The 18,041-nt window shown below is 45.7% G+C and carries 17 protein-coding genes and 1 tRNA gene; all 18 read left to right on the forward strand.

Annotated features, from left to right (window positions below; genetic code table 11):
- The first annotated feature begins 35 nt into the window (after positions 1-35).
- Positions 36-2,360 (forward strand): NADH-quinone oxidoreductase subunit NuoG, encoded by a 2,325-nt coding sequence (nuoG, locus tag HQN60_RS11440; protein WP_173533768.1) that lies wholly within the window; start codon positions 36-38, stop codon positions 2,358-2,360.
- Between the two features lie 12 nt (positions 2,361-2,372).
- On the forward strand, positions 2,373-3,416 hold the full coding sequence (nuoH, locus tag HQN60_RS11445; RefSeq protein WP_173533769.1) for an NADH-quinone oxidoreductase subunit NuoH: 1,044 nt from the start codon (positions 2,373-2,375) through the stop codon (positions 3,414-3,416).
- A gap of 18 nt (positions 3,417-3,434) precedes the next feature.
- Positions 3,435-3,926, forward strand: coding sequence for an NADH-quinone oxidoreductase subunit NuoI (gene nuoI / locus HQN60_RS11450; RefSeq protein WP_173533770.1), 492 nt, complete (start codon positions 3,435-3,437; stop codon positions 3,924-3,926).
- Between the two features lie 9 nt (positions 3,927-3,935).
- Complete coding sequence (locus tag HQN60_RS11455; protein WP_173533771.1) at positions 3,936-4,571, forward strand: NADH-quinone oxidoreductase subunit J; 636 nt, start codon at positions 3,936-3,938, stop codon at positions 4,569-4,571.
- Positions 4,572-4,601: 30 nt separating this feature from the next.
- The gene (gene nuoK, locus HQN60_RS11460; protein WP_173533772.1) at positions 4,602-4,907 is read left to right on the forward strand and encodes an NADH-quinone oxidoreductase subunit NuoK; all 306 of its coding nucleotides are present in this window, start codon (positions 4,602-4,604) and stop codon (positions 4,905-4,907) included.
- A 32-nt stretch (positions 4,908-4,939) separates the two neighbouring features.
- Positions 4,940-6,970 carry an NADH-quinone oxidoreductase subunit L gene (gene nuoL / locus HQN60_RS11465; protein ID WP_173533773.1) on the forward strand — a complete coding sequence of 677 codons (2,031 nt, stop codon included), beginning with the start codon at positions 4,940-4,942 and terminating at the stop codon, positions 6,968-6,970.
- Between the two features lie 59 nt (positions 6,971-7,029).
- Positions 7,030-8,535 carry an NADH-quinone oxidoreductase subunit M gene (locus HQN60_RS11470; RefSeq protein WP_173533774.1) on the forward strand — a complete coding sequence of 502 codons (1,506 nt, stop codon included), beginning with the start codon at positions 7,030-7,032 and terminating at the stop codon, positions 8,533-8,535.
- 28 nt (positions 8,536-8,563) lie between these two features.
- Entirely contained in the window at positions 8,564-10,024 is a 1,461-nt protein-coding gene (nuoN, locus tag HQN60_RS11475; protein ID WP_173533775.1) for an NADH-quinone oxidoreductase subunit NuoN, read from the forward strand.
- Positions 10,025-10,028: 4 nt separating this feature from the next.
- Entirely contained in the window at positions 10,029-10,328 is a 300-nt protein-coding gene (locus tag HQN60_RS11480) for a DUF2818 family protein (RefSeq protein WP_173533776.1), read from the forward strand.
- A 63-nt stretch (positions 10,329-10,391) separates the two neighbouring features.
- Positions 10,392-10,468 (forward strand) — tRNA-Val (locus HQN60_RS11485).
- A 168-nt stretch (positions 10,469-10,636) separates the two neighbouring features.
- A complete protein-coding gene (thrS, locus tag HQN60_RS11490) occupies positions 10,637-12,541 on the forward strand; it encodes a threonine--tRNA ligase (protein WP_173533777.1) in 1,905 nt (634 codons plus the stop codon).
- Between the two features lie 117 nt (positions 12,542-12,658).
- A complete protein-coding gene (infC, locus tag HQN60_RS11495) occupies positions 12,659-13,114 on the forward strand; it encodes a translation initiation factor IF-3 (protein ID WP_444542347.1) in 456 nt (151 codons plus the stop codon).
- A 149-nt stretch (positions 13,115-13,263) separates the two neighbouring features.
- The gene (gene rpmI / locus HQN60_RS11500) at positions 13,264-13,461 is read left to right on the forward strand and encodes a 50S ribosomal protein L35 (RefSeq protein WP_173533778.1); all 198 of its coding nucleotides are present in this window, start codon (positions 13,264-13,266) and stop codon (positions 13,459-13,461) included.
- 16 nt (positions 13,462-13,477) lie between these two features.
- Positions 13,478-13,837 (forward strand): 50S ribosomal protein L20, encoded by a 360-nt coding sequence (rplT, locus tag HQN60_RS11505; protein ID WP_173533779.1) that lies wholly within the window; start codon positions 13,478-13,480, stop codon positions 13,835-13,837.
- Between the two features lie 140 nt (positions 13,838-13,977).
- Positions 13,978-14,973: a phenylalanine--tRNA ligase subunit alpha gene (pheS, locus tag HQN60_RS11510; RefSeq protein WP_173533780.1), complete on the forward strand. Its 996-nt coding sequence runs from the start codon at positions 13,978-13,980 to the stop codon at positions 14,971-14,973.
- A gap of 14 nt (positions 14,974-14,987) precedes the next feature.
- Complete coding sequence (pheT, locus tag HQN60_RS11515) at positions 14,988-17,342, forward strand: phenylalanine--tRNA ligase subunit beta (protein WP_173533781.1); 2,355 nt, start codon at positions 14,988-14,990, stop codon at positions 17,340-17,342.
- Positions 17,342-17,680, forward strand: coding sequence for an integration host factor subunit alpha (locus tag HQN60_RS11520; protein WP_182075091.1), 339 nt, complete (start codon positions 17,342-17,344; stop codon positions 17,678-17,680). Before pheT ends, HQN60_RS11520 begins: the two co-directional genes overlap by 1 nt.
- Positions 17,646-18,014, forward strand: a complete 369-nt coding sequence (locus HQN60_RS11525) for a MerR family transcriptional regulator (RefSeq protein WP_173533783.1) — start codon at positions 17,646-17,648, stop codon at positions 18,012-18,014. Before HQN60_RS11520 ends, HQN60_RS11525 begins: the two co-directional genes overlap by 35 nt.
- Positions 18,015-18,041 lie beyond the last annotated feature (27 nt).

Consider the following 18,041-nt stretch of genomic DNA (forward strand, 5'->3'; position numbering starts at 1 on the left):
TTCTTTTGAATTATTGCCTTTGAATCGAGTCGAGCATGTTGGAAATCGAAATCGACGGTAAAAAATTGACAGTCCCTGGTGGTAGCACTGTGATGGACGCAGCCAATTCGATTGGTGTGCACATTCCACATTTTTGCTATCACAAGAAACTCTCAATTGCCGCAAGCTGCCGTATGTGTCTAGTTCAGGTTGAAAAAGCACCTAAGCCTTTGCCGGCCTGTGCAACACCTGTTACTGATGGCATGAAAGTTTGGACCCATTCTGATCAAGCGGTTACCGCACAGAAAGGGGTAATGGAATTTTTGCTGATTAATCACCCATTGGATTGTCCAATTTGTGATCAAGGTGGCGAATGTCAGTTGCAAGATCTGGCTGTTGGCTATGGCCAAACTGGTTCTGAATACGCAGAAGAAAAGCGTGTCGTTGCCAATAAAGATCTTGGACCTTTGATTTCAACGGATATGACACGCTGTATTCATTGCAGCCGTTGCGTTCGCTTTACTGAAGAAATCGCCGGCTTCCAAGAATTAGGCATGGCCAATCGCGGAGAATTTACCGAAGTAATGCCATTTATTGGCAAAACGGTGAATTCAGAGATTTCTGGCAACGTGATCGATTTGTGTCCGGTTGGCGCTTTAACAAGCAAGCCGTTCCGTTACACTGCGCGCACGTGGGAATTGTCTCGTCGTAAATCGGTGAGTGCACACGATGGTTTGGGTTCTAACTTGGTCGTACAAGTTAAGAACAACAAAGTAATGCGTGTGTTGCCGTTGGAAAATGAAGCAATCAATGAATGCTGGTTATCAGATCGCGATCGCTATTCATACGAAGCTTTGAATTCTGAAGAGCGACTCACTAAGCCGATGCTCAAGCAAGGCGGTGTTTGGCAAGAAACCGATTGGCAAACTGCACTTGAATACGTTGCGAATGGTTTAAAGCAAGTGATTGCTGAGCATGGTAAAGACAGTGTTGCCGCTGTTGCGTCGCCAAACTCTACGGTTGAAGAGTTATTTGCGCTGCGTAAAGTGATGGCAGGTTTAGGTGTGGAGTCGGTACAGGCATTTGCTCGTAGTGCTGATTTCTCGCTTAAAACGCAAGGCGCTCAATGGTTGGGTCAGTCATTGCTTGAGCTGTCACAAAATGAAGCCATTTTGTTAGTGGGCTCCACATTGCGTAAAGAGCAGCCATTACTGGCTCAGCGTTTACGTCAATCAGTGAAAAAAGGTTTGCAGCTATCCGCTGTAAATCCACACTCAGATGAAATGTTGACCAAGCTAGTTGGCGAAGTTGTTGTGCGTCCAGACCAGCTGGTGGAAGGCTTGTTACAAGTTATTCAAGCATTTGTTGAGTTGAAATCAGTGCCGGTACCGAATGGCGTTGATTTGTCGAATGTGCTGGTTTCTGATGCGGCACGTGCGATTGCTTTGAGTTTTGATGGTAAAGCCAAAACCGCTATTTTATTGGGTAATGTCGCCCAAACGAATGCGCGTTATGCTGAAATTTACGCTGCTGCCACTGCGTTAGCAGTGTTGACTGGCGCGACATTGGGTGTGCCGGCCATGGCTGCCAACAGTGTTGGTGCGCAATTAGTGGGTGCGGATCTCGGAGCGGATATTTTTGGTGCTGGTTCATTGGCAAACGCGAAAAAAGCGTATGTATTTTTAGGTGTTGAGCCTGAATATGATGCACACAACGGCGCTCATGCTTTGGCCGCAGCAAAAAATGCCGAGATGGTGGTTGTAATGTCACCATTCCAAAGCTGTGCAATGGATTATGCCGATGTGATTTTGCCGATCTCTCCATTTAGCGAAACATCAGGTACGTTCGTGAATATGGAAGGTAAAGCACAAAGCTTTAATGGTGTAGTGCGGCCATTGGGCGAGACGCGTCCAGCGTGGAAAGTATTCCGAGTGCTAGGCAATCTATTTGGATTCTCTGGTTTTGAATACAACTCATCAGAAGAAATTCGTGATGAAGCCTTGGCTGGTGAAATTGCGCCACGTTTAAGTAATGCCGTTGTGAGTACACATGCTGTGCGTACACAATCTGCACAGGGTTTAGTTCGCTTAGGCGAAGTGCCTTTGTATCAGGTTGATTCCATCGTTCGTCGTTCGCCAAGTTTACAAGCAACTCAAGACGCTTTGCTCGCCAGCACTTTACGTGCTAATGCTACGACACTGGCTAAATTGGGCTTGGTTGTTGATGGTCAAGCCATTGTTCAGCAAGAGCAGGGTAGTGCCACATTGTTGGTGGCGCTCGATGATGGCTTACTTGACGATGTAATTCGCGTTGCTGCTTCGCATCCATTAACTCGTAATTTGGGTGATATGGTTGGCGCTGTTGAAGTGCTGAAGGCTTAAGGGGGGCAGAACATGGAATTTCTACAAAGTTATTTGGGTTATGACATTGCTTTTGTCGTTTGGACACTACTCAAGATTATTTTGATTGTGGCGCCCATTATGGGGGCGGTGGCTTATTTAACGCTGGCAGAACGTAAAGTAATTGGTTTTATGCAAATTCGGATTGGCCCTAATCGGGTTGGTCCTTTCGGTTTGCTACAGCCGGTTGCCGATGGCGTTAAGCTATTGTTAAAAGAAATTATTGCGCCAAGTGCCGCGGATAAAAAGCTGTTCTTCTTGGCACCCATCATGGTATTGGTTCCTGCGCTAGGCGCATGGGCGGTTGTACCGTTTTACCCTGGGTATGTATTGGCTGATGTGAACGTGGGGTTACTCTACGTGATGGCCATTACATCAATGGGTGTTTACGGTGTGATCTTGGCAGGATGGGCGTCTAATTCGAAATATGCTTTCTTGGGTGGTATGCGTGCAGCTGCTCAAGTGATCTCTTACGAGTTGGCAATGGGTTTTGCGCTGGTTGGCGTGATTATGGTTTCAGGTAGTTTGAACCTCACCGCAATTGTTGAGCAGCAAGGTCAAGGTATGGCTGGTGGCTCGATCTTGTCTTGGAATTTGATCCCGCTGTTACCGCTGTTTGTTGTGTACTTCATCGCCGGTGTTGCCGAAACTAACCGTGCACCATTTGACGTGACTGAAGGTGAGTCTGAAATTGTTGCTGGACACATGGTTGAGTATTCGGGCATGGGTTTTGCGCTGTTCTTCTTGGCTGAATACGCCAATATGATTTTGATTTCAGCGATGGCTTCGGTGATGTTCTTGGGTGGTTGGTTGTCACCATTCCCTGCGTCAATTCCTGTTCTTGGCGCGGCTAGCCCGCTGTGGTGGGTGTTGAAAGTTGCATTCTTGCTGTTCTGCTTCTTGTGGTTCCGCGCAACATTTCCGCGCTATCGTTACGATCAATTAATGCGCCTAGGTTGGAAGATCTTTATTCCAGTAACTTTGGTTTGGATTGTCTTGGTGGGTGCTTGGATGCAGACCCCTTGGTCGATCTGGTAATGGAAAAGGACTTACGCCATGGATAAAATTTTATATTTCTTTAAAACCTTCTTGCTGGTTGAATTGGTGAAGGGCTTGTTATTAACGGGTCGTCACTTTTTCCAGCGGAAGATTACAGTGCAATTTCCTGAGGAAAAAACACCGTATAGCCCGCGTTTTCGTGGCTTACATGCCCAGCGCCGCTACGCCAATGGCGAAGAGCGTTGTATTGCTTGCAAATTGTGTGAAGCGGTTTGCCCGGCTATGGCGATTACGATTGAATCAGAGGCGCGTCCTGACGATAAAACTCGTCGTACCAGCCGTTATGATATTGACCTGACTAAGTGTATTTTTTGCGGTTTTTGTGAAGAAGCCTGTCCGGTTGATGCGATTGTAGAAACGCATATTTATGAATATCACGGTGAAAAACGTGGCGATTTGTATTACACCAAGCCAATGTTGTTGGCAGTCGGTGATAAATACGAAGCTGAAATCGCTGAACGCAAAGCTGCTGATGCTAAGTATCGCTAGGAATAAAATATGACTTTAGCGCTTTTTTATATCTTTGCTGCAGTGCTGATTTTTGCCGCATTTCGGGTGATTACAGCTAAGAATCCAGTCCATGCCGTGCTGTATTTGGTATTGTCATTCTTTAATAGCGCCGTATTGTGGATGCTGATTAAAGCTGAGTTTTTGGCTGTTTCACTGATTGTGATTTATGTCGGTGCGGTAATGGTGTTGTTCTTGTTTGTGGTGATGATGCTGGATATTAACTTCGAAGCGTTACGCAAGAGCTTTTGGAAGTTTCTACCGGTGGCAGGTACCGTTGCAATCATTATGTTGATTGAAATGGTGCTGATTTTGTCGCATCGTGCAGCACAAATTGATGAATCTCGTTTGCTTGAACCAAGCTTTAACACCGCATCAGCTGAAACATTGGGCATGTTAATTTATACCCAGTATTTCTTACCGTTCCAGTTGTCGGCAGTGTTGTTGTTGGTTGGGATGATTGCAGCGATTGCTCTGACATTACGCAAGCGTAAGAACACCAAGTATATCAATCCGGGTGAGCAAGTTCGTGTAAAACGTGACGATCGCTTACGGATTGTAAAAATGGCGTCTGAGCCAAAAGATTCGGCAAGTGATGCCCAGTCTACCGATCAACCTGCAGCCTAATTGGCCTAGATAAGAGTTTAGGGAGGATATGTGCTTACACTGACTCATTACCTTGTGCTGGGCGCAATTATGTTTGCGATCAGCGTGTTTGGCATTTTCATGAACCGCAAAAATCTAATCGTATTGCTCATGGCAATCGAATTGATGTTGTTGTCCGTGAATATGAATTTCATCGCGTTTTCGCAGTTTTTAGGCGATACCGGTGGCCAGATTTTCGTCTTCTTTATCCTAACCGTTGCTGCAGCCGAATCGGCTATTGGCCTCGCTATCTTGGTGGTGCTCTTCCGTAATTTACGGTCGATTAACGTCGAAGATTTGGATAGCCTGAAGGGTTAAACCGGACAACATAGAATCGGACAATAATACCAATGGATATGAAATCGATTTATCTGCTTATACCGCTAGCGCCATTATTGGGCTCGCTAATCGCTGGTCTTTTTGGCTGGGCGATTGGCCGTCGAGCGGCACATATTGCAACGATTGCAGGCGTTGCAACATCGTTTGCTTTGTCGGCGTACACCTTAAATTATTTGCTCAATGGCGGCGAGTCGTTTAATGGCAATCTCTACACATGGCTTTCAGTCAATGGCGTGGATTTGAATATCGGCTTTTTAGTTGATAATCTCACCGCGATGATGATGTGTGTAGTTACCTTTGTGTCGCTGATGGTGCATATCTACACGATTGGCTATATGCAAGATGACCCTGGTTATCAGCGCTTTTTTAGTTATATCTCATTGTTTACTTTCTCGATGTTGATGCTCGTAATGAGTAATAACTTTGTGCAGCTGTTTTTTGGCTGGGAAGCAGTGGGCTTAGTGTCGTATCTGTTGATCGGTTTTTGGTTTAAACGCCCAACAGCAACATTTGCAAACTTGAAAGCCTTTTTGGTTAATCGTGTGGGTGACTTAGGTTTCTTGCTCGGGATCGGGTTGGTATTGGCTCATTTTGGGACTCTGGATTACGCCGAAGTGTTTGCAAAAGCGCCTGAGCTTAAAGATGCGACGATTAGTTTGTTTGCTGGTACGCCATGGTCATTGATGACAGTGACTTGCATCTTGCTGTTCATTGGTGCAATGGGTAAATCGGCGCAGTTTCCGCTGCATGTTTGGTTGCCAGATTCAATGGAAGGCCCGACACCAATTTCAGCGCTGATCCATGCCGCAACGATGGTTACTGCGGGTATCTTTATGGTTTCACGGATGTCTCCGTTGTTCGAGATGTCAGATACCGCACTCAATTTCGTTTTAGTGATTGGTGCAATTACCGCGCTATTTATGGGTTTCCTTGGGATTATCCAGAACGACATTAAGCGAGTTGTTGCTTATTCGACTTTGTCGCAGTTGGGTTACATGACGGTGGCCTTGGGTGTTTCAGCGTACTCAGTGGCGTTAATGCACTTAATGACGCACGCCTTCTTTAAGGCTTTGCTATTCCTTGCTGCGGGCTCAGTGATTATGGGTATGCACCATGATCAAGATATCCGCAATATGGGTGGCTTGCGTAAATATATGCCGATCACTTGGATCACGTCGTTGATTGGCTCATTAGCTTTGATTGGTACGCCATTTTTCTCGGGCTTCTATTCAAAAGACTCAATTATCCTTGCGGTTGAAGCTTCTAAATTGCCTGGTGCTGGATTTGCGTATTTTGCTGTCGTTGCTGGCGTGTTTGTTACGGCATTTTATTCGTTCCGGATGTATTTTTTGGTGTTCCACGGCAAAGAGCAGTGGATGCAAAAGAAAGATGCACATCATGCCCACGATGATCACGATCATCATCATGGTTTGGGACCGAATGAAAAGCCGCACGAGTCGCCTTGGGTTGTTACCTTGCCGTTGATTTTGCTCGCGATTCCTTCAGTAATCGTTGGATATATCGCAATTAGCCCGATGTTAGCCGGTGATTTCTTTAAAGATGTGCTGACGGTTAATCTTGAGGCTCACCCAGCCATGGAGGCGGTGGTTCACCATGCGCACGATGCGATGGGTATGGCGACTCACGCGTTTGTCACATTGCCATTTTGGTTGGCTTTTGCTGGTGTTGCAACTGCTTGGCTGTTCTATTTGAAGGCACCGCAACTTCCTGCTGCATGTGATCGATTCTTTACTGCAATTGGCGTTAGAAAACTGCTTGAAGAAAAGTATTACATGGATCATTTGTACATCAATGTGTTTACCGCAGGTGCTCGCGCGCTGGGTACGGTGCTCTGGAAAGTGGGTGATACATTGTTGATTGATGGTCTGTTGGTGAACGGGGCCGCTAAGCTTGTTGGCGTGTTCTCAGGTCTTATTCGTCGCCTGCAAACTGGATACATTTACCATTACGCTTTTGCAATGATTATTGGCGCCTTGCTGCTGATGACTTGGTGGTTGGGTGGCGTACTCACTTTGCAGTGATTGGTGTTGTTTCGCTTTTTTGATGACGACAGATTTAATACATAACAAGTAGGTTAAATATGACGGGTAATCTCCTCAGCCTTGCAATCTGGCTGCCCATTGTGGCAGGTTTGATTGTGCTTGCTACGGGTAGCGATAAAAATGCTCCCGCAGCGCGCTGGCTGGCGCTGATGGGCGCTTTGGTTTCTTTTTTGGTTACGATTCCGCTTTACACTGGCTTTGATACGTTTCACGGCGGTATGCAATTCACGGAAATGAAGCCGTGGGTTGAAAGCTTGAATATTAACTATCACCTCGGCGTAGATGGTTTGTCTATGCTGTTTGTGATTTTGAATAGTTTTACCACTTTATTGGTGGTATTGGCTGGCTGGCAAGTGATTCAAAAGCGTGTAGCGCAATACATGGCTGCATTTTTGATCATGTCTGGTTTGATCAATGGCGCATTTGCGGCCATGGATGCCATTTTGTTTTATGCCTTCTTTGAAGCCATGCTCATCCCGATGTACCTGATTATTGGTGTATGGGGTGGTGCTCGTCGTGTGTATGCGTCGGTTAAGTTCTTCTTGTATACCTTGCTTGGCTCTTTGTTGACTTTGGTTGCGTTTATTTATCTGTACTATCAAAGTGGCGGTAGTTTTGAGATTGCAGCATTCCAACGCTTGCCGTTGACAATGGGCGCGCAAACCATGCTGTTGATCGCATTCTTTTTTGCCTTTGCGGTGAAAGTACCAATGTGGCCAGTGCATACTTGGTTGCCAGACGCTCACGTTGAGGCGCCAACAGGCGGTTCGATGGTGTTGGCCGCAATTACTTTGAAACTGGGTGCTTACGGTTTCTTGCGATTTGTCTTGCCGATTCTGCCTGATGCTTCGCGTGAGTATGCGTGGCTAATGATTGCGCTATCACTGGTTGCAGTCGTATACATCGGTATGGTGGCTTTGGTTCAGACTGATATGAAGAAGTTGGTTGCTTACTCATCGATCTCTCATATGGGTTTTGTAACGCTCGGCTTCTTTATGTTTGGCGGACTAACTGGTCGTGAATTGAACTCTTGGGCAGTTGAAGGCGCTTTAGTTCAGATGATTTCACACGGCTTTGTTTCTGCGGCGATGTTCTTCTGTATTGGTGTGATGTACGACCGCGTACATAGCCGAAAAATTGCCGATTACGGTGGTGTTGCTAATAAAATGCCAATTTTCGCCTCATTTATGATGTTGTTTGCAATGGCCAATTCTGGCTTGCCGGCAACATCGGGCTTTGTTGGCGAGTTTATGGTGGTGTTGGGTGCTGTTCAGGTTAATTTCTGGTACGCCTTGGCAGGTGCAACCACGCTGATTTTTGGTGCGGCCTACACACTTTGGATGTATAAGCGCGTGATTTTTGGCGAAGTTGCAAATCAAAATGTAGCTGAGCTTAAGGATGTCAATAAACGTGAATTTTTAATTCTAGCGGTGTTAGCCATCGCCGTTTTAGGAATGGGTTTATATCCAGCGCCGTTTACCGAGGTGATGCACCAATCAGTGAATGATCTGATTTGGCAAGCTTCACAGACCAAGCTTAATTAATCCTTATTATAAGAAATAGGCTAGAACCATGACCTGGACCAGTCTTAATGCATGGGTGGCGGCACCAGAAATTTTCCTTCTGTGTGCAACGTGCGCCATTCTTTTGCTTGACCTTTTTATTAGTGATGCCAAACGGCATCTGACTTATGTAATGACCTTGGCTACTTTGGCGATTACTTTTGCCTTGGTGCTGATGGGGCACGAGCCGCATTCGCGTCTCGCATTTAATGGCTTGTATTTAGTTGATCCAATTGCAGATTTTGCAAAGTTGGCAATGATTGTAGGTGTAGCTTTAGTGCTGATCTATGGTCGTAGCTATGCAATGGCGCGTGGCTTGTTTCGCGGTGAATTATTTACCCTCACCTTGTTCTCATTATTGGGAATGATGGTGATGGCATCATCGGTTAATTTCTTGGCTCTGTATGTTGGCCTGGAATTAATGTCTTTGTCGGTGTATGCCTTGGTTGCTTTAAATCGTGAATCATTTGCTTCGACAGAAGCCGCGATGAAGTACTTCGTTTTGGGTGCTTTGGCTTCGGGTATGCTGTTGTATGGTGTATCGATGTTATATGGTTCTACCGGTTCACTCGATATTTTTGCTGTGTCGCATGCGATCCAGACGGGTCAAGCAAATAATTTGTTGGCGGTTTTTGGTATCGTATTTATTGTTACAGGCTTGGGCTTTAAATTTGGTGCTGTACCATTTCATATGTGGGTTCCTGATGTCTATCAGGGCGCGCCAACGCCGATTACTCAACTGATTGCATCGGCACCTAAAGCCGCCGTGTTTGTGTTTACTTTGCGTATTTTGGCGCAGGCTTTAGAAGGCTTTGCTCCAGATTGGCGTGGCATGTTGATGGTGTTGGCGGTATTGTCGATGGGCTTAGGTAATATCACGGCAATTTCTCAAACCAATATCAAGCGAATGCTTGGCTATTCGACTATTTCACATATGGGCTTTGTCTTGCTTGGTCTGTTGGTGGCTAGTCCTGCAGGTTATTCAGCATCGTTTTTCTATGTTGTTTCTTATGTGTTAATGAGTGCTGCAGCGTTTGGTATCATTATGCTGTTGTCTCGACAAGGCTTTGAAGCGGATCAGATCGAAGACTTGAAAGGCTTAAACCAGCGCAGTCCATGGTTTGCGGCAATGATGTTGTTTACCATGTTCTCTATGGCCGGTATTCCTATTTTCTTGGGCTTCTTTGCTAAGTTAGCCATCTTGAATGTAGTTGTGAATATGGGCTTGGTGCCATTGGCAGTCATTGCGGTAGTGTTTTCGCTGATTGGTGCGTTTTATTATCTGCGTATTGTTAAAGTAATGTACTTTGATGATGCGGTTGATCAGTCGCCATTGGTTGCAGGTAGTGACGCAAAGCTTGTGTTATCGATCAATTGTTTGTTGCTTCTTGTGCTTGGGTTTATGCCTGATCGCCTGATGAACTTACTTTCAGATGCCGTGTCACAATCATTTACTTCGCTACCATACTAATGTAATGCAAAACTTTTTGTTAATTGTTGGGTTGGCTGCTTTGGCAGCTAACCTGCCTTTTTTCTCTGAAAAATTGTTCTTTTTTTGGAAAATTAAGGCTGAGGCTAAATCCTTTGGCTGGCGTCTATTAGAGCTTGGCGTTTTTTATGTCTTATTGGCTGGGGTCGCTTATCTTTTAGAATCACGTATCAGCTCGGTTCACTCACAAAATTGGCAGTTTTATGTGAGTACCTTTTCGCTGTTTGTGGTTTTTGCTTGGCCGGGTTTTGTTTGGCGTTATTTTTGGCGAAAACCAGGTATTTAGTCATAAATAATATGGTTCTTTGCTTGCCAAAACGGTAAATGCTATTTATTATGTCGCTTCTTTAGGCGCGTAGCTCATCTGGTTAGAGCGCTTCCTTGACATGGAAGAGGTAGTTGGTTCGAATCCAATCGTGCCTACCAATAATTCGAGATCAAATCTATGCAATTCGTTACCACGACGCCCTGTTTTATAATTGGGTAGCCGTACGTAGATTGGATATAAAAGTGCGGCTAGGCCGCACTTTTTTTTTGGTTTTTTTTGAATAAATATTGTCTCGGCTTACCGAGCAACTGATTTAGGCGATGAATATGCCAGCGATTACACTTCCCGATGGTTCAGTGCGTCAATATGATGCGGCAGTATCTGTATATGACGTAGCACATAGCATTTCCCCAGGTTTGGCTCGTGCAGCATTGGCTGGCAAGGTGGATGGCCAGTTGGTTGATACGCGTTATGTGATGGAGCAAGATGCATCACTACATATCATTACGGACAAAGATGCAGAAGGGCTGGAGGTGATTCGTCACTCGACTGCGCATTTGTTGGCCTACGCCGTGAAGCAGCTCTATCCGACCGCACAGGTCACAATTGGTCCGGTGATTGAAAACGGTTTTTATTATGATTTTGCTTATGAACGTCCATTTACATTGGATGATTTGGCTGCAATCGAAAAGAAAATGACCGAGTTGGTCAAAAAAGACATTCAAGTTGAGCGTTATGAGTTAAGTCGCGATGATGCGATTACTTATTTCAAAGGCATTGGCGAAAATTACAAAGCTGAAATTATTGAGTCAATCCCTGCGGATCAAGTTTTAAGCTTATATCGTGAAGGCGACTTTACTGATCTTTGCCGTGGTCCTCACGTACCGTCAACCGGCAAGTTGAAAGTATTTAAGCTAATGAAGGTGGCCGGTGCTTATTGGCGCGGCGATAGTAAGAATGAAATGCTAACACGGGTATATGGCACCGCCTTTGCTAAGAAGGAAGATCTGGCGCAATACCTCCACATGCTCGAAGAGGCAGAGAAGCGTGATCATCGTAAGTTAGGTAAGTTGCTTGATTTGTTTCATATGCAAGATGAAGCGCCAGGTATGGTGTTTTGGCACCCTAAGGGTTGGACACTTTGGCAGATTATTGAGCAATATATGCGTGCCAAATTAAATCGCCATGGCTATCAGGAGATCCGTACGCCGATGGTGATGGATCGCACGTTGTGGGAAAAATCAGGGCACTGGGAAAACTATCACGACGGGATGTTTACTACCGAGTCTGAAAAGCGCGACTACGCGATTAAGCCGATGAATTGCCCAGGGCACGTACAAGTCTTTAATCAAGGTTTACGCTCGTATCGTGATTTGCCGTTGCGTTACGCGGAGTTTGGTTCTTGTCATCGTAATGAACCCTCAGGCTCTTTGCATGGCATTATGCGGGTGCGTGGTTTTGTGCAAGATGATGCACATATCTTCTGTACTGAAGATCAGGTTCAGCAAGAGGCGGCCGCATTTATTGATTTGCTCAAAGAAGTTTATGCAGACTTTGGCTTTGATGATATTTTGGTCAAGCTTTCAACTCGCCCTGAAAAACGAATTGGTACTGAAGCATCTTGGGATCGTGCAGAAGCGGCTTTGGCTGCAGCGTTAGACTCAAAAGGCTTGGCCTTTGAGTATCTGCCTGGTGAAGGTGCATTTTACGGTCCTAAAATTGAATTTACATTAAAGGATTGCTTGGGCCGATTGTGGCAATGTGGTACTTTGCAAATCGACCCAAATTTACCTGAGCGTTTGGGCGCTGAATATGTCGGCGAAGATAATGCTAAGCATCGCCCGATTATGTTGCATCGTGCAGTACTTGGTTCTTTAGAGCGTTTTATTGGTATCTTGATTGAAAACCACGCGGGCGCATTTCCGGCTTGGTTGGCCCCAGTTCAGCTGGTGGTGATGAATATTTCTGAGTCGCAACGTGAATATGCGCAAAAAACTGCTGATTTATTGAATCAAAGTGGACTTCGTGCATCAGTGGACTTGAGAAATGAGAAGATTACCTATAAAATCCGCGAACATAGCTTGCAACGTCTTCCTTATCAGCTCATCGTAGGGGATAAGGAGCGTGATGCAGGTTTGGTGGCCGTGCGTAACCGCAGTGGTGAAGACTTAGGGCAAATGACAGTGGAAGCGCTGGTTGCGCTGGTAAAAGCTGATTTGCCTAAGGTTTAACACTTGCAGGTGCACGGTTTTGTTTTTGAATGACTTGGAGTAATAACAATAGCTGCTCAAGATAAAGGCCCGCGTATTAATGGTGAAATCACCGCGCGTGAAATTCGTTTGCAAGGTGTGGAAGGCGAACAACTTGGTATCGTCTCCCTGAATCAAGCCCTTCAACTGGCTGAAGAGGCAGAGGTAGATCTGGTAGAGATCGCGCCAAATGCTCAGCCACCGGTTTGCCGATTAATGGATTACGGTAAATTCCGGTACGAAGAGGCTAAGAAAAAGCACGCTGCCAAGCTCAAGCAAAAGCAGGTACAGGTTAAAGAAATTAAACTGCGCCCGAGCACGGATGAAAACGATTACCAAGTTAAATTGCGTGGTGCAATTCGCTTCTTAAATGAAGGCGATAAGTGCAAATTTACTTTACGGTTCCGTGGTCGTGAAATGGCTCACCAAGAAATTGGTATGGCTCAACTTAAACGAGTTGAAGCTGACTTGGCTGAATTGGCGGTAGTTGAGCAATATCCTAAGCTAGAAGGTCGCCAGATGGTGATGATGCTTGGACCTAAGAAAAAAGTATAACGGGTTGGCGACTACACCTGTTAAAGCCAATGTAGTTATTGGCTGGTAGTCGCGGTGGGGTGACGGGTATTAAGTTCTATTGGCAACAGTAGACGCCCTTTTGCCTAATCTAATAAGCTCATTTGAGCTAAGGCTAGTTGGAGTAAGTAATGCCTAAAATGAAAACCAAGAGTAGTGCTAAAAAGCGCTTCAAAGTACTTGGCGGTGGTGGTGTTAAGCGTAGTCACGCTTTCAAACGCCACATCTTGACCAAGAAAACGACTAAAACTAAGCGCCAATTGCGCGGCACTTCTATGGTTGATGCAACCAATATGAAGTCCGTTCGTGCAATGATGCCTTACGCTTAACCCTAGGAGATAAAATATGCCTCGCGTTAAACGTGGTGTCACCGCTCGAGCTCGTCATAAGAAAGTCTTAGCCCTGGCTAAAGGCTATCGTGGTCGTCGTAAAAATGTCTATCGTATCGCTAAACAAGCGGTAATGAAGGCAGGTCAATATGCATACCGTGACCGTCGTCAGAAAAAACGTCAGTTCCGTCAACTCTGGATTGCACGTATCAACGCTGCTTCCCGTGAGTGTGGTCTGGCATACAGCCGCTTCATGAATGGCTTGAAAAAAGCCGGTATTGAAGTTGACCGTAAAGTTTTGGCCGACATGGCAATCTTTGACAAGCCAGCTTTTGCTGCGTTTGTTGAACAAGCTAAAGCAAGCCTGACTGCTTAATCGGTACTGCCGGTAATGAGGGAGGCTTTCAGCCTCCCTTTTTTATTCACTTGTTTTTTCGTGAAAAAATTAAATTTAATGGGCTGCATCGCTTATTTAATTTAGCTTTTTCTCTCCTCACTACTTATCGGGCCTAAAACATGGTTGCAAATATGCAAGCCTTGCTTGACGCTGGTTTGGCCGCACTTGATGCGACAAATGATCCAGTTGAACTCGAAATTGTCAAAGCGCATTACATCGGAAAACAAGGTCAGATCACCGCCTTGATGAAACTGCTGGCCGCAATGCCTGCTGATGAAAAAAAAACATTTGGCGCTCAAGTCAATCAAACCAAGCAAGCTTTTGAAGCCGCTTTGAACACGAAGCGTGATGGTATTGCTGCAGAAAAATTGGCAGCACAACTCGCAGCCGAAGCTTTGGATGTCTCGTTGCCCGGTCGTGGGCATGCTAAAGGTGGCTTGCATCCAGTCACGTTAGTACAGCAACGTATTGAGGCCTTGTTCGGTAGCATGGGTTTTGCTGTCGCAGATGGCCCCGAAATTGAAAATGATTTTCATAATTTCGAAGCACTCAATATTCCAAAAAATCATCCTGCACGCGCGATGCAGGACACTTTTTATATTGAAAGTGAAGGCGAGCCTTTGGTATTGCGCACGCATACGAGCCCGATTCAAGTTCGCTACATGTTAGATAATGAGCCGCCGATTAAGATTATTGCGCCAGGCCGCGTTTATCGTGTGGACTCTGATGCAACCCATTCGCCGATGTTCCATCAAATGGAAGGTTTGTGGGTGGAAGAGGGCGTCTCATTTGCTGATTTAAAGAGTGTTATCGTTGACTTCTTACGTCGCTTTTTCGAGCGTGATGACCTGGAAGTTCGTTTCCGTCCGTCGTTCTTTCCATTTACAGAGCCATCAGCTGAAATCGACGTGAAATGGTCGAAAGGTTGGATGGAAGTGGGCGGTTGCGGCATGGTGCATCCGAATGTTTTAAAAAGTGTGAATATTGATTCCGAAAAATATACCGGTTTTGCTTTCGGCATTGGTTTGGATCGATTTGCGATGCTGTACTACGGCGTGAATGATTTGCGGTTGTTTTTTGAAAACGACGTGTCTTTCTTGTCCCAATTCAAATAAGCGGAGCATCAATCATGCAATTTTCAGAACAATGGCTGCGTAGCTGGGTTAATCCAGCGCTCAATTCAGATGAACTTGCGCATTTATTGACGATGGCAGGTTTGGAAGTCGAAGAAAATGAAGCAGCAGCACCGGCATTTTCCGATGTTTTTGTCGCTGAAGTACTGAGTGTAACCAAGCATCCTGATGCCGATCGTTTAAATGTATGTAGCGTCAATGTGGGTGAAGCAGAGCCACTGCAAATCGTTTGTGGCGCACCCAATGTCGCTGCTGGTTTGACAGTGCCATGTGCCCGTATCGGTGCGGTATTGCCGGGCAACTTTAAAATTAAAAAAGCCAAAGTTCGCGGCATTGAGTCATCGGGCATGCTGTGCTCGGGTGATGAGATGGGTATTGCTTCGGACATTGATGGTTTATATGTTCTGCCAAGCGATGCCCCAGTGGGTATGTCGATTCGTGAATATTTGGCGCTTGATGATCGTTTGCTGACCTTAAAGCTCACCCCTAATCGTACAGATTGCTTATCGATTCGTGGTATTGCACGTGAAGTCGCAGCATTAACCAAGTCAAGCTTAAGCCCTGTTGTAATTGAAACGGCAGCGATGAGTACAGATGCTGCAATTGCTGTTGCATTGAACGCAGAAGCGGCTTGCCCTCGTTATGCGGGCCGTCTTATTCAAGGTATCAACCAGGCTGCGACAACACCCGATTGGATGAAGCAACGGTTGGAGCGTTCGGGTATTCGTTCGATCTCGGCGATTGTGGATATTACAAATTACGTTTTGCTAGAGCTTGGTCAGCCAATGCACGCGTTTGACGCGGCTAAGTTGTCAGGTGGCGTACAAGTGCGTTTTGCTAAAGCGGGTGAGTCCATCACCTTGCTAAATGAAAAAGAATTGATGCTGACTGACGACTTGCTCGTTATTGCCGATGATCATGAAGTGTTGGCTCTGGCCGGCATCATGGGCGGATTGGCATCGAGCGTGACGGAAAGCACCCAAGATATTTTCTTAGAGTCGGCTTTTTTTGCGCCTGAGGTTATTGCAGGTAAAGCCCGTCGCTTTGGCTTTTCTTCGGATTCGAGTCACCGTTTTGAACGTGGTATTGATTTTGGCAATGTACGCGAAGCGCTGGAGCGTGCTACGCAATTGGTTGTCGAGATTTGTGGCGGTCAAGTTGGCCCTGTGACGGAACAATTAACCACGCTACCAGCTCGTCTACCCGTTGCATTGCGCGTGAGCCGTGTGGCTAAAGTGCTTGGCATTAGCTTGCCTGCTGCTGAAATTATGGCGATGTTACAAGGCCTTGGTTTAGCATGTGAATTGTCTGCAGACGTGATTACTGTAACGCCGCCATCGTATCGCTTTGATATTGAAATCGAAGAAGATCTGATCGAAGAAGTAGCGCGTGTTTTTGGGTATGACAATATTCCAGTGAGTCCATCGCTAGCGCGGATGAGCATGTTGCCGCAAGCGGGTGATCGCCGTAGCAAGAATGTTCTAAAATCGATTTTAGCTTCGCGTAATTATCAAGAAACCATTTCTTACGCTTTTGTGGAAGAAAAATGGGAAACAGATTTTGCAGCAAATAGCGCACCCATTCGCTTGATGAATCCTATTGCCAGCCAAATGAGCGTGATGCGCTCAACCCTGATTGGTGGTTTAGTCGCAGGCTTGCAACACAATTTAAATCGAAAACAAGACCGAGTTCGTTTGTTTGAAGTTGCTCGTGTCTTTCAAGGCGTTGCGGCACATCAACAACCAGAACGAATTGCTGCGTTAGCATGGGGCCATCGTTTTGCCGAGCAATGGGGTGTAGCGAAAGAACGTGTTGATTTCTATGATATAAAAGCCGATGTGGAAGCACTACTTGCACCACGGGTTGCTCAATATCGTCGAGTGAATCATCCTGCGCTTCACCCTGGCCGCTCAGCTGAAGTGGTGTTGGATGGCGAAGTCATTGGGGTGTTAGGTGAAGTGCACCCGCAATGGGTACAGTCGTATGGCTTAGCCTTTGCGCCGGTTGTTTTTGAGCTTTCAGTAGCAGCATTGACGCAAGTAGCGAAGTTGCAAGCGGAACCAATTGCTAAATTTCAAATCGTACGTCGAGATTTGGCCTTGTTAATGGACGAGTCCCTTGCAGTAGGTACCTTGCTGTTAGCATTTGAAAGTTTAAAATTACCTATTATTTCATCAGTAGAAGTTTTCGATGTTTATCGCGGTAAAGGGTTGCCTGATGGCAAAAAGAGTCTTGCATTCAAAATCATGCTGCAAGATACTTTAAAAACTTTAACCGACGAAGAAATCGATATAGCAGTAGCAAAATTACTCCAGAAGGCAGAGGAATGCGGCGCGATCTTGAGAGCATAATGCAGTACGAAACAAGCACATTAACACTGACAAAAGCAGATCTTGCCGATATGTTATTCGACAAGGTGGGTTTGAATAAACGCGAAGCCAAAGATATGGTGGAATCTTTTTTTGATGAAGTTCGTGCTTCATTATCAGAAGGGGATACTGTTAAATTATCTGGCTTTGGCAATTTTCAACTCCGTGATAAACCGCAACGTCCAGGACGTAACCCTAAAACCGGCGAGGAAATCCCAATTTCTGCGCGGCGCGTGGTTACATTTCATGCAAGTCAAAAGCTGAAGGGAATGGTCGAAATCCACTATGCAAAGCTCCAGCAGCGTTATTCCAACCAGTGATCTGCCATCAATTCCAGCAAAACGCTACTTCACCATTGGTGAAGTTAGCGAATTATGTGGTGTAAAACCACATGTTTTGCGGTATTGGGAGCAAGAGTTTACGCAACTTAAACCGGTGAAACGGCGTGGTAATCGACGCTACTATCAGCACCATGAGGTGCTGCTAGTTCGACGAATTCGATCTTTGCTTTATGAGCAAGGATTTACCATTAGTGGAGCGCGTAATCAATTGGGCGTATCAATGGCTGAAGTTGGCGACTTTGGTTGTGGTGAAGTCAGTTTGATCGAAGTTCGCCATGAGTTAGAGGATTTGCTGGCATGGCTTGAACAGTAAGTTTGTTTGAGTTAAAATACGGCCTCT

Origin of the sequence: Deefgea piscis, from assembly GCF_013284055.1 — a bacterium.
GTDB classification, from domain to species: domain Bacteria; phylum Pseudomonadota; class Gammaproteobacteria; order Burkholderiales; family Chitinibacteraceae; genus Deefgea; species Deefgea piscis.